Origin of the sequence: Mucilaginibacter sp. (genome assembly GCF_028287845.1) — a bacterium.
In the GTDB taxonomy this organism is placed as follows: domain Bacteria; phylum Bacteroidota; class Bacteroidia; order Sphingobacteriales; family Sphingobacteriaceae; genus Mucilaginibacter.
This window is the reverse complement of record NZ_JAQBOW010000156.1, coordinates 26,586-38,536: the sequence shown is the minus strand read 5'-3', so window position 1 is coordinate 38,536 and position 11,951 is coordinate 26,586. Positions and strand designations below refer to the sequence as shown.

Below are 11,951 nucleotides of genomic sequence, written 5' to 3'. Positions count from 1 at the left end.
GTAAACGGATATGCAATGATGCTAAAGGAAGATTTTGAAGACAAATTAGATGCCGAAGGTAACCGGCTCATTAATACCGTAATGACCAACGCCCGGCTAATGGGCCAGTTGATTGATGACCTGCTTGCATTTTCGCGTATAGGCAAAAAGGAGATTGTATTTGCGACGGTTAATATGAACGCCTTGGTTAAGGCATGTGTTGTGGCAAATGAAAAAAGTAAATGCCAGTTTAAAGTGCACACACTACCGCCTTGTAAAGCTGATATTAATTTATTGCGCCAGGTTTTATTGAATTTGGTAGGTAATGCTATAAAATATAGCTCGAAAACTGATAATCCTAAAATAGAAATTGGTTCGATAAAGGATGATGCAAAACTTACTTATTACATCAAAGATAATGGGGTGGGTTTTGATATGAAGTATAAACATAAATTATTCGGGGTTTTTCAGCGTCTTCACCGTAACGATGAATTTGAAGGCACAGGTGTAGGTTTAGCTTTAACAAAACAAATAATTGATAAACATGGCGGAACTATCTGGGCAGAGGCCTATCCCGGTAAAGGGGCCACATTTTATTTTAGTATGCCTAATGAATAACTGTACTTTAAAAGACAAGTATGAACAATAACGAAGTTGAAATATTATTGGTTGAAGATAATGTTCACGACGCCGAGCTAACTATCCGATCCTTAAAAAAAATAAACCTTGCAAATAAGCTATTTCATGTAAAAGATGGCGAAGAAGCGCTTGACTTTATATTTGCCAAGGGCGAATTTACTGGTCGGCAGATAGATAATAAACCAAAAGTTATTTTACTGGATATTAAAATGCCTAAAGTTGACGGTATTGAGGTATTGCGGCAAGTCAAATCAAATGATGCAACCAAAACCATTCCTGTAGTTATCATGACTTCATCAAGAGAAGAACAAGATATAATAGCCAGTTATAACCTTGGTGTTAATGGCTATGTTGTAAAGCCCGTAAATTTTGAAGCCTTCGGTAAAGCAATTTCCGAATTGGGGCTATTTTGGTTAATAGTTAATCAACCACCATTGTAAATCTAAGTATTGAAATGACAAATCAACTAAAAATTTTACACCTCGAGGATATTCCTGCCGATGCCGAATTGGTGGGCTATGAACTTAAAAGGTCTAAATTATTATTTGATAAAATTGTTGTTGATAATAAAGAAGATTATATTAAAGCACTTAATGAATACAGACCGGATATTGTTCTTTCAGACCATTCTTTACCATCATTTGATTCTATAGAAGCTTTAAAAATTCTAAAACAAAGCCATCTTAATATTCCGTTTATATTGATCACTGCTACTATATCCGAAGAATTTGCTGTAAGCATAATGAAAGACGGTGCATCTGATTATATCTTGAAAGACAGGATGCAGCGCTTACCAAACGCTATATTAAATGTATTAGAAAAATTTAGGTTGGAAGCCGAGCGCCAGACATACTTGGATGAGGTAATTTCGAACGAGGCGCTATTAAAGGAGGCAGAAAATATTGCTGATATTGGTGGTATTGATGTGGATTTAAAAACTCAGTTTACTAAATGGTCACCCGGATTGTATCATATACTGGGGCTTAATGTAGGCGACATTGAACCTTCATTTAATAATTTCTTTAATCATATACATCCGGATGATATGTTAAGGGTAAGAAACGAAATGGATAATGCGGTTGCCCATCTTGATGCCATTAGTTTAGATTTTAGGATAAATACTTATGATGACAACAGCATAAAATATTTGCACGCCAAACTGTTAGTTAACAGAGATAAATTTGGCATGCCCGAGCGTATAAAGGGTTTTACCCAGGATGTTACCGAAAGAACAATTTCTGAAAGAAAACTTGACAGCGTAAACCGGGAGCTAAATTTATTATTTAACACCATTGATGAAGTGTTTTTTTCGTGGGATGTGATCAATTCAAAATTGATACAAATATCGCCTGCATGTGAGAAAGTATATGGGTATACAGCCGATGAATTTTTTCATAATTCAAATCTTTGGAATGAAATCATATACACTGATGACAAAAATATTCAAAAAGGAAGCAATGAGAAATTTCGCAGGGGAGAAATCGTAATTACCCGGTATCGTATCAATCATAAAAACGGAAATATTTGTTGGGTAGAAAGTAAAGCAATACCTGGTTTAGACGAAAATGGTGCGTTGGTACGGGTATATGGCGTAACCAGAGATATTACCCAGCGTAAAAAGGCCGAAGAACAATTACTGGAAGCTTCAGAAACACAAGCGGCAATATTAAATGCTCTGCCACCCAACATAGTGCTGATTGACGAAAATGGCAAGATCATAGCAGTTAATGAATCATGGAAGACACTGACACTCTTAAATAATCTCGGAATACCCAATTATGGTGTAGGGTATAATTATCTGGTTATTTCTGAAAAAGCTACCGGTGTTGACAAGATAAATGGCAATAAAATTGAAGAAGGCATCAAGGATGTAATACAAGGTGAAATAAAAGAGTTTACCATGGAGTATGCCTCACTAACAGGTAAAGATTGGTTCCAGGTAGTTGTATCGCCATTAGCTGATAAAGCGCATAAAGGCGCTGTAATATTACATATTAACATAACCGACAGGAAATTGGCAGAGTCATCTTTACTGCAATCTGAAGCAAACCTGCGTACAGTATTTGAAAATATTGATCTTTCTATTATTTTATTAAATGAGAACCTTAAGACCATATCCTTTAACAGTAATGCAAAGGTTTTGATGCACCGGCATTTTAATAAAAATCTAAAATTAGGTACTGCAATAACAAATTATTTTCCAAAAGATAAGAGAGAAGCAATAGGAAAAGCTGTTAAAGACGTTAATGAGCAAAAAATTGCTGCTTATGAAACAACCTACCCGTTGCCGAACGGGGGTAAGGAATGGTATGATATTAAATGGGTGGGAGTAGTTAATAAGAAACAGAAAAATATTGGTGTGGTTTTAACATTTAAAAACATTACTGAAAAGAAAAATACAGAATTTGAGCGCGAAAATATGACTGCCGATCTTGCACAACGCAATAATGATTTAGAACAGTTTACTTATATTATCTCACATAATTTAAGGGCACCCGTTACCAATATACAGGGCCTGGCGGCATTGCTTGGTGATTTTGTGCCCGGAAAGATAGAAAGCCTGGATACCCTTAAGGCACTTTCTATATCAGTAAATAACCTGGATAAAGTAATACTTGATCTTAACCACATATTGCAGGTAAGAAGCCAGGTTAATGATCAGATAGAATTTGTTTCGCTTCCATTACTGGTTGAGGAAATTAAAGCAGGCATTAGCCAGATGATCGTTAAAAGTAAGGTGACCATAACTTGTTGTTTTGATGCCATAGACAAATTATATATTCTTAAAGGCTACTTACACAGCATTTTCCAAAATTTGGTTATAAACAGTGTTAAATACAGGCAAATAAATGTTGATCCGGTTATTTCCATCAGTAGTGAAATAATAGATAACAAAATATTTATCTATTTTAAAGATAATGGTAAAGGCATAGACCTTGATAAACATGGGGAGCACTTATTTGGCTTATATAAACGATTTGATTGGAGTGTAGAAGGTAAAGGGGTAGGGCTGTTTATGGTAAAAAAGCAGGTTGAAAGTTTAGGTGGAGTAATAAGTGTGCAAAGCGAATTAAATAAAGGAACAGAGTTTATGCTGGAATTTCCTTTAGCTGTTCAACAACACAACTAACTTTAAATAATCAGACGCTTATACGTGCATTAGGTAATCAAATATCAACCGATTTATTGTTTACTGTATTGTTCCTCCGTTACCTGTTCCATCCAATCGACAGGTGAACCATTAAGCTTTTCCTGGATGGCTATATGGCTCATTGCCGTGGTTGCGGTAGCGCCATGCCAATGTTTTTCGCCTGGCGGGAACCATACTATATCTCCCTGGTAGATCTCTTCAATTGGCCCGCCTTCCCGCTGCACCCAGCCACTGCCTGCGGTGACTATCAGCGTTTGACCAAGCGGGTGGGTATGCCAGGCTGTGCGGGCACCCGGCTCGAAGGTGACCAGAGCCATTGCTACACGAGCTGGGTCTGGTGGATTAAAAAGTGGATCGATCCTTACCGATCCGGTAAAATAATCTGCGGGACCTTTGCCTGATGGTTGTGCGCCACTCCGTTTAATTTCCATAATTTTTACTCCTTTATGATTGCTAACAATATTTACTTGCTGAAGTTTAGATAATTCTGATCGGTTGTTTTTTCCGCCATCCAGTATAGTTGCAAATGCTATGACAAAAATAAAAATAATACATTTCTTATACTAACAAGAATGTAAAAGGACAGCCCGGTTACATACAAATCGGGCTATCCTTTTATTATCGCGTTTATACGAAAGAACTCGTAATATAATTCCCCATAATCTAATTTTATAGCTTGTTGCAGCCCGGTTATACCGCGTCTATTGCTTCGCGAAGCGCCTTTGCTGCCGCAGCCGGATCTTTTGCACCATAAATTGCAGCTCCCGCAACAGCTACCTGTGCACCTGCTTTAACAACCGCCGCAACATTACCAATGTTTACTCCGCCTGCTATAGAAACCGGAACGCCTGCTCTTGATGCCTCATCTATTAAAACCTGAATGGAATAGCCATCTGTCCACTGCTCATCTAAGCCGGCATGTAATTCTACAAATTCTACCCCTAAATTGGTCACTTCCCGGGCACGTTTTACACGGTCAGGGTAACCAATAGTATCTACTACAATCCCTTTGCCATGCGCTTTTGCGGCTTTAACTGCGCCTATAATCGTGGCATTGCCAGCTGCCCCCATAACGGTAACAAGATCTGCCCCAGCTGTAAATGCTATATCAGCCTCCAATTCTCCAGCATCTGCTGTTTTAAGATCAGCAAAAACCAGTTTATCAGGATGCGCATTTTTCATTGCAGTGATCACAGCCGACCCCATGTTTTTAATTAGCGGGGTGCCCAATTCAATAATGTCTACATACGGAGCAACCTTAGCTGCAAGCTCCAGGGCATCTTTTGTTGTTAATAAATCTATTGCTACTTGTAACTTTGCCATTTTATTATATTTAATTTAAATTATTTGTGTTGTTTACTTACTCCATATTAGCATGGCGCTTCCAAAGTTCTTCTGCAGGTGTTCCGTCTAATTTCCATAAAGCCATGAATACCGCATCCGTAATTAACAGTAATGCTTGTTCAAAAAGACTCCCCGCGTATTGTTTTGATTTATCGCCGCCATGGTCTTCTTTTTCTGCGGCTGGCACGTGAATATGAATATCTGCCAGTTTTGCCAGCATTGAACCTGAATTTGTGGATATGGCGATAACTTTAGCGCCAGCCAATTTTGCTTTTTCGGCCGCTCTAACAATAGTGCTTGTAGTTCCTGATCCGGATGCCGCCAAAAGTAGGTCGCCAGGTCCTATCGCAGGGGTAGTGGTATCCCCAACAAAATATACTTGTAATCCAAGATGCATTAACCGCATGGCTGCAGAGCGCATTGAAAAGCCGGAACGCCCCGAGGCTATAAGAAATATAGACCTGGTTTGTTGAATGTTTTCAATTAATTGCTCAAATTGGCTATAATCAATTTTAGCCGCTAACTGCATGTTTTCATTAAGCACCAGCTGAAGGTTTTCCTGAATATCTGATAGTTGCAGATGCTGCCGGTTGTTTATATTCATTGATTAATCTTTTAAATCGTTGACAAAAGTATTGGAAAGACTGTGGCAATTCATTACACAATTGGCTCAAGAAGGTGGACTATCAGGAAACTGTGTAAGCTAAAAGTCATAAGTAACCAATTTTAAAAAGCACATTTCCGAATAGTGCTCCTTTTTTATCATATTATCCAATGTGAAAAACGCAACGTGCTTATCTTTGCACAATGATTTTTCCTTTAAAAGAGGCCAAGCTTGAAAGTTCCCTGATCTACATTAGAAATTTGAATAATTGTCCCCCCAGTTATCTGAATGACCCGGGAAGAAAAGATTTTTTTGAAATTGTATGGCTTAAAAATGAAGATCCATTGCATGCGTTAAAAATGAATGATTTTGATGTAAAAGGCGATTGGATCTATTTGATTCCTCCATACCGGGTTCATCAGCTCAATAAGGCAGGTAAAAATGGCGAACTCATTTCTTTCAAACGGGAAATTTTGGAGGAAGAAGATAAGGAATTTCTCCTTGATCTGTTTAAGATATTTAACGTACAGGGTGAATTTTCATGCTTGAGGGTAGATAAACAAGCAGCGACCGAACTTAGCAATGTTTATCAGCTGTTGATTGATGAATATCAAAAAGTAACAGACGATCTCATCATTGTAAAGGCGCTTCTTAAAGTATTCTTACTAAAGCTTATACAGGTTAAAGAGCAAGAATTTACGGGTCATGACATCCATCAAAAAAGGGTTTATGAATTTTTGATGTTGTTGGAGAGCAATTACCTCCAGGTACGCAATACTGATTTTTATGCAGGTAAGCTGGGCATTAGTTCAAAAAGATTGAACCAGATATTAAAGGATAAACTGGATAAAACAGGTATGCAACTTATTCATGACAGAATTATACTGGAAGCAAAAAGACTGATTATACACAGCGACAGTACGATTAAAGCGATTGCTTATGAATTAGGGTTTTCGGATCGCCCTTATTTCAGCCGGTTTTTTAAAAAACAAACCGGGCAAACTCCTGACGAATTTCAGAAACAAGCTCAAAATCACGTTAAGTTAAAATTCAACACTTTAGTTTGAATTTAATAAAATGTTAGTTTTTAATGTGTTTAAAACAAAAAAATCCCCATACAGTATGTACGGGGATTTTTATTTAAATGTGATGCGGAGAGCTAGGGATTCGAACCCCAGGACCTGTTACAGTCAACAGTTTTCAAGACTGCCGCAATCGACCACTCTGCCAGCTCTCCGGGGTCAAAAGTACAAAACCGGGCCGAATTGCCAAACTTGAATCTCACTTTTTTTAACAATTGTTTGAAAGCTTATAATCAACTGATAGTTAATTGTTTGGGTATTTATTTTATTAATTTTTCGGCACGGAAGGAATTAAAACGCGGTTTTACAATTTTTAAATTTCGTTTAGAGAGGTCAATACTTGCGTTTAATTCAAAGCCAATTAACAAGATGAGTGAGTTTAGGTACAACCATAACATTACTACGATAAGGGTACCTATGGAGCCATATAATTTATTATATGATGCAAAGTTATTGATATAATAAGTAAAGCCCAGTGATGTTAAAATGGCGAGCCCTGTTGCCAATATGGACCCGGGATTTAAAAAGCCCCACTTTAATTTATGTGATGGCCCGTAACGATAAAGTAATGAAATGGTAACAAAAAATATAATTACAATAATTAACCACCTGGATAAGGTAAGCAGGTATATCCAAAAATGGCTTTTACTGGCAACATGACTTTGCATATAGGTTATCACACTTTCGCCGGCTATCATCATAGCAATAGCAATAATAAGCGCTATGCTTATTATAACGGTAAGCAGCATGGCTATGCCCCGGCGTTTAAGCCAGCTTCGTTTTTCAAGTATGAGTGATGAATTATTAAATGCCTGCATTAAGTTGCTAACGCCATTGGTGGCAAAATACAATGCTGATATAAAACCTAACGATAGCAGGCCGGCATTTTGGTGTTTAATAATATCCTCAATAGTACTTTCAAAGGCCAGGTAAGCATATGTTGGCATAATAGTATGCAATAGCTCTAATAGCTTTTCCTGGAAATTATTAACCGGTATATAGGCTATCAGCGTAAATAAAAAAAGCGCGCCCGGAAAAAGCGCCAACATAAAGTTGTAAGCAAGGGATGATGCTTTGTTTAGCAGCGAGTCTTCTAAAAACTCATTTATTAAAGAAATAGCAACTGCATAAATAGAAAGGTTGCCAAACCCCGGCAGTACAACAGATTTGGTCCATTTAATAAAGGTCCGGTATATTTTAATCCGAAGTAATAAATAATGTAGCCATCTCATTGGAAGCTAATTTACTCAAAATATGGTTTTAATTTCTCAAGAAACTCTGACGTTGGCAGGCAGGGCCTATTGTTTGTCATATTAACAAATACCAATAAGGTTTCGGCCAGGTGTATCAGTTCTTCTTTTTCATTATAAAGCTCATATCTGAAATGAATTTTAACACCCGGCATTTTATCCATAATTACTTTTACTGTAATCTCCTCATCGTATAAAGCGGGCTTTAAATACTTACTCTTCATCTCCAGCACAGGCATCATTATGCCAGATGCTTCCATGCCGCTGTAAGTTAGTCCAAGGCTGCGCAGCATTTCAACACGGCCAACCTCATAAAACTCGGCATAGTTGCCATAATACATATATCCCATCTGGTCGGTTTCGCCATAGCGCACCCGTATTTTGGTAGCATATTCAAACATTATTTTTTAATGTTATGTTCGTCCAGCGCCTTACGGAATTTATTAGCATTAATATTATGCTCGGCCACGTTTGTAGCGAAGTTATGCCTGTTTGAAAAATCTTCTTTAGCTACCATGTATAAATAATTATTCTTTTGATAGTTAAGCACAGCCTTTACAGCGTTTACAGAAGGCATCATAACAGGTCCGGGCGGCAGGCCAGTATGTAAATAAGTATTATAGGGCGAATTAACCTTAAGTTGTTTATTCAATACCCGATGAATGTTAAAATCGTGCACGGCAAAAATTACGGTAGGATCAGACTCCAGCTTCATGCCTTTATGCAGTCTGTTAAGGTATAAGCCGGCAATGGTGGGCATCTCATCATCATAAACAGCCTCGGCATCAACAATAGATGCCAGTATAGATACCTGCGCCTGACTGAAGCCCATGGTGGTAGCTTGTTGCTTACGTTCTGGTGTCCAAAAGTTTTCATAATGTGAATACATCCGTTTAAAAAACTTTTCGGGCGATATGTTCCAGTATAGCTGGTAGGTATCTGGCATTATCATTACAAAAGCATTATCGGTAGTAAAGCCATATTCCTGCACAAATTTTGCAGAATCAAGATAATGAAGCAGGGTTAATGAGTCAGCCTCTAATTTTTTACTTACAAATGCCGCAAACTGTTCTTTAGTTCTAAAAACATGGAAAGATAATTCTACCTGCTCTTGCTCTCCTAATTGAAGCATCCTAATCAATTTGCGGTTACTCATCCCTTCATGCAAGCGATATTTTCCGGGTTTTACACGGCCCACATATTTCATATTATGAGCCGTCCATGAAAAAGTGGTGGTATCTTTTACAATCCCTTTATCTCTGATTGTTTTATATACATCGTCAAAGTTTTCGCCGGTGTGTATATATAAATACTCCTCTTTACCTGTTACATTAGGTCCGAAGTATCTTAGGTAATAAAATATTAAGGTGCCCCCCAATCCTATAACAACCAACACAATCAGGGCAATAATAAATTTCCTGAATGTCCCGCCTGATAATGTTTTTTGTTTAGTCATGATGTTTTAAAATATTATTAGCGCTGTAATTTTTGTAACGCGATTAATCCGCCTTTTAAGTTTTTTACATTTTGATAACCATTATTTATCAAAATTGATTGGGCTGTTTTGCTGCGCAAGCCAACTTTGCATACAACAATAATTTCGTCTGTTTTGTTATAGTTTATTTGGTCGGGGTTTTTACTTAATTTTGATAATGGAATATTATTACCGCCAATATTATAGGTATGGTACTCTATTTCCTGGCGCACATCCAGCAAATTTAAAATTTCGCCATTGTGCAACCTGTTTTTTAGTGTATGTGCATCAATTTGATACATTAGCTATTTTTTGCCTTGTATAACTGTAAGGTTTATTCTTGTGCCTATGCTCACTTTAGTTACAGAATCTGTTTTCATTGGTGATTGAGCAATTATTATTAAATTGGTAGAGTCTGTAATGCTGCCCTGGTAAGTTATTGTACCTATGGTTAAACGCGACTGATTTATCACAAACTTCATGTCGTTTAAATTCTGATTTATTAAATCAGGCACCTCTACTTCACTTGCGCCTGCGCCATCACCCAATGTCAAATCAATTTTAGAGCCTTTAGGGATCTTTGTGCCGGTTTTGATAATTTGTCCACCCAATTTTACCTCTAATACCACATTACGCGCAATATCAGCGCGGTAGATAGTATCGCCAACCTTTAAACCATTGTTTAATAAAACGGCTTCTGCTTCAATGAATGATTTTTGTTCAATATCGGGCAAAGGTATGGCCGGTGCCTGACGGGTTACCATTGTTAAATAAATTACCCGGTTTTCTTTAACATTTGTCTCTGGGTCAGGATCTTGCTCCACCACGGTTCCGGGTGCGGCATCGCCCCTGTAAACAGAATCTATCGCGTAGCTAAACCCCTGGTCTTTTAATATACTAATGGCCCTGTCAATAGGCATCCCTTTTAATTTAGGTACAGGTATGCCAGATCCGTGATTAGTATAAAAACCCAGGCTGAAAAATGCAATTAAAACAACCGTTATTACAGAACCTATAGCAAACAACAAAGTGTTGCGGAAAGATTTAGTTTTTATATAAGCCCCAAATTTATTCATCTGCAAGTAGGTAGTAATTATACTTAATTAAGTGTCAAACATAAGGATAATTTCGGATTTATGTAGTTTGAAAAAGTAATGTACTAATTAGTTACCCTGCTTAAAAAAATAATTATATTTGACCGTATGACAATCAAAAACATAGCGCTTTTGGCCGGAGGGTTTACCGGCGAATATGAAGTTTCACTAAACAGCGCGCAAAATATTGCTGCCAATTTAGATAAGGATAAGTATAACGTGTATACCATTCTTATTAATCGCGATCGTTGGTTTTGTGAGCAGGGAAGCAATAGGATAGAGGTTGATAAAAACGATTTCAGCATCACTATTGATGGCAAAAAAATAAAATTCGATTTTGCGTTTATTACCATTCATGGTACGCCGGGCGAAGATGGTAAGATGCAAGGCTATCTTGATATGGTAAACATTCCGTACAATACCTGTGATGTTACCACATCGGCCATCAGTATGAACAAGGCCTATACCAAAACCATTGTGCATGGCATTCATGGTTTACATACGGCACGTTCTATGCGGTTGTTTAAAAAAGATGGTCATGATATTGGCACCATCGCGTCCACCTTAAAGTTTCCGTTGTTTATAAAGCCTAATAATGGCGGCAGCAGTGTAGGTATGAGTAAGGTTTATAACGCGGCCGCGTTGCCCGATGCCATAACCAAAGCTTTTAACGAGGACGAGCAAATACTGGTAGAAGAATTTATAAAGGGACGTGAATTTAGCCGTGGTATTGCCCGTTTGCATGGAAAAATAACGGTTTTGCCCGCCACCGAGATCATCACATCAAAGGATTTTTTTGATTACGAAGCAAAATATACAACAGGCGTATCCGAAGAAATTACACCGGCCGACCTAAGTCCTGAGAAAAATGCCGAGATAGCCGAAATTCTGACCGAGGTTTACCTGCGCCTGAATTGCCGCGGAATGGTACGTATAGATTTTATTCTGTTAGATGAAACCCTGGATTTCTATTTCATTGAAATAAATACCACACCCGGCCAATCATCAAACAGCCTTATACCACAGCAGGTAAGGGCCGCCGGTATGAGTGTACCCGATTTTTATAGCGACCTGATTGAAGGGAATATGTAGTTTAAGCCATTCTTGTTACACAATTGGTGTAACAAAATGTAACAAGTGAAACAAGATTTTGAGTTAACGTATTGATAATTAACAAACTACTAAAAAGTGGTGTAACAAAATGTAACAACTTATTCGTTGGTTTTTTTATAGGTAATTTTAATGTATATGGTTGATAATTAAACTATTGCAGATTGAATTATTTTGGAGTGGTGAAACAACAATGAAACAAAATCATTGACAATATAAAACCC

Annotated in this window: 13 protein-coding genes and 1 tRNA gene; 5 read left to right on the top strand and 9 right to left on the bottom strand. The window is 37.6% G+C overall.

Features of this window, described 5'->3' with window-relative positions; all coding sequences use genetic code 11:
- The 3 genes from JWP71_RS15645 to JWP71_RS15635 all read left to right on the top strand — a co-directional run.
- Window positions 1–597, top strand: a 597-nt coding sequence (locus tag JWP71_RS15645; protein WP_299501859.1) for an ATP-binding protein, incomplete at its 5' end; no start/stop codon positions are given.
- Window positions 598–617: 20 nt separating this feature from the next.
- Window positions 618–1,058: a response regulator gene (locus JWP71_RS15640; RefSeq protein ID WP_299501857.1), complete on the top strand. Its 441-nt coding sequence runs from the start codon at window positions 618–620 to the stop codon at window positions 1,056–1,058.
- A gap of 14 nt (window positions 1,059–1,072) precedes the next feature.
- Window positions 1,073–3,748: a PAS domain S-box protein gene (locus JWP71_RS15635; RefSeq protein ID WP_299501855.1), complete on the top strand. Its 2,676-nt coding sequence runs from the start codon at window positions 1,073–1,075 to the stop codon at window positions 3,746–3,748.
- Window positions 3,749–3,801: 53 nt separating this feature from the next.
- On the opposite strand, the gene JWP71_RS15630 is transcribed toward JWP71_RS15635, so the two are convergent.
- The 3 genes from JWP71_RS15630 to hxlB all read right to left on the bottom strand — a co-directional run bounded on the left by JWP71_RS15630 (window position 3,802) and on the right by hxlB (window position 5,717).
- On the bottom strand, window positions 3,802–4,200 hold the full coding sequence (locus tag JWP71_RS15630; RefSeq protein WP_299501853.1) for a cupin domain-containing protein: 399 nt from the start codon (window positions 4,198–4,200) through the stop codon (window positions 3,802–3,804).
- A 259-nt stretch (window positions 4,201–4,459) separates the two neighbouring features.
- On the bottom strand, window positions 4,460–5,092 hold the full coding sequence (gene hxlA / locus JWP71_RS15625; protein WP_299501851.1) for a 3-hexulose-6-phosphate synthase: 633 nt from the start codon (window positions 5,090–5,092) through the stop codon (window positions 4,460–4,462).
- A gap of 37 nt (window positions 5,093–5,129) precedes the next feature.
- The gene (gene hxlB, locus JWP71_RS15620) at window positions 5,130–5,717 is read right to left on the bottom strand and encodes a 6-phospho-3-hexuloisomerase (RefSeq protein WP_299501849.1); all 588 of its coding nucleotides are present in this window, start codon (window positions 5,715–5,717) and stop codon (window positions 5,130–5,132) included.
- 203 nt (window positions 5,718–5,920) lie between these two features.
- Between hxlB and JWP71_RS15615 the strand changes: the two genes are divergently transcribed.
- Complete coding sequence (locus JWP71_RS15615; protein WP_299501846.1) at window positions 5,921–6,784, top strand: AraC family transcriptional regulator; 864 nt, start codon at window positions 5,921–5,923, stop codon at window positions 6,782–6,784.
- A gap of 85 nt (window positions 6,785–6,869) precedes the next feature.
- Here the strand turns inward: JWP71_RS15615 and JWP71_RS15610 are convergent.
- The 6 genes from JWP71_RS15610 to JWP71_RS15585 all read right to left on the bottom strand — a co-directional run bounded on the left by JWP71_RS15610 (window position 6,870) and on the right by JWP71_RS15585 (window position 10,599).
- A tRNA-Ser gene (locus JWP71_RS15610) sits at window positions 6,870–6,954 on the bottom strand.
- Window positions 6,955–7,059: 105 nt separating this feature from the next.
- Window positions 7,060–8,031: a YihY/virulence factor BrkB family protein gene (locus tag JWP71_RS15605; protein WP_299501845.1), complete on the bottom strand. Its 972-nt coding sequence runs from the start codon at window positions 8,029–8,031 to the stop codon at window positions 7,060–7,062.
- Window positions 8,032–8,042: 11 nt separating this feature from the next.
- Entirely contained in the window at window positions 8,043–8,450 is a 408-nt protein-coding gene (locus tag JWP71_RS15600; RefSeq protein WP_299501843.1) for a thioesterase family protein, read from the bottom strand.
- The gene (gene mltG / locus JWP71_RS15595) at window positions 8,450–9,505 is read right to left on the bottom strand and encodes an endolytic transglycosylase MltG (protein ID WP_299501841.1); all 1,056 of its coding nucleotides are present in this window, start codon (window positions 9,503–9,505) and stop codon (window positions 8,450–8,452) included. Before mltG ends, JWP71_RS15600 begins: the two co-directional genes overlap by 1 nt.
- Window positions 9,506–9,522: 17 nt before the next feature.
- On the bottom strand, window positions 9,523–9,825 hold the full coding sequence (locus JWP71_RS15590; protein WP_299501839.1) for a rhodanese-like domain-containing protein: 303 nt from the start codon (window positions 9,823–9,825) through the stop codon (window positions 9,523–9,525).
- 3 nt (window positions 9,826–9,828) lie between these two features.
- On the bottom strand, window positions 9,829–10,599 hold the full coding sequence (locus JWP71_RS15585; protein WP_299501837.1) for a PASTA domain-containing protein: 771 nt from the start codon (window positions 10,597–10,599) through the stop codon (window positions 9,829–9,831).
- 126 nt (window positions 10,600–10,725) lie between these two features.
- Between JWP71_RS15585 and JWP71_RS15580 the strand changes: the two genes are divergently transcribed.
- Window positions 10,726–11,709 carry a D-alanine--D-alanine ligase gene (locus tag JWP71_RS15580; RefSeq protein WP_299501835.1) on the top strand — a complete coding sequence of 328 codons (984 nt, stop codon included), beginning with the start codon at window positions 10,726–10,728 and terminating at the stop codon, window positions 11,707–11,709.
- Window positions 11,710–11,951 lie beyond the last annotated feature (242 nt).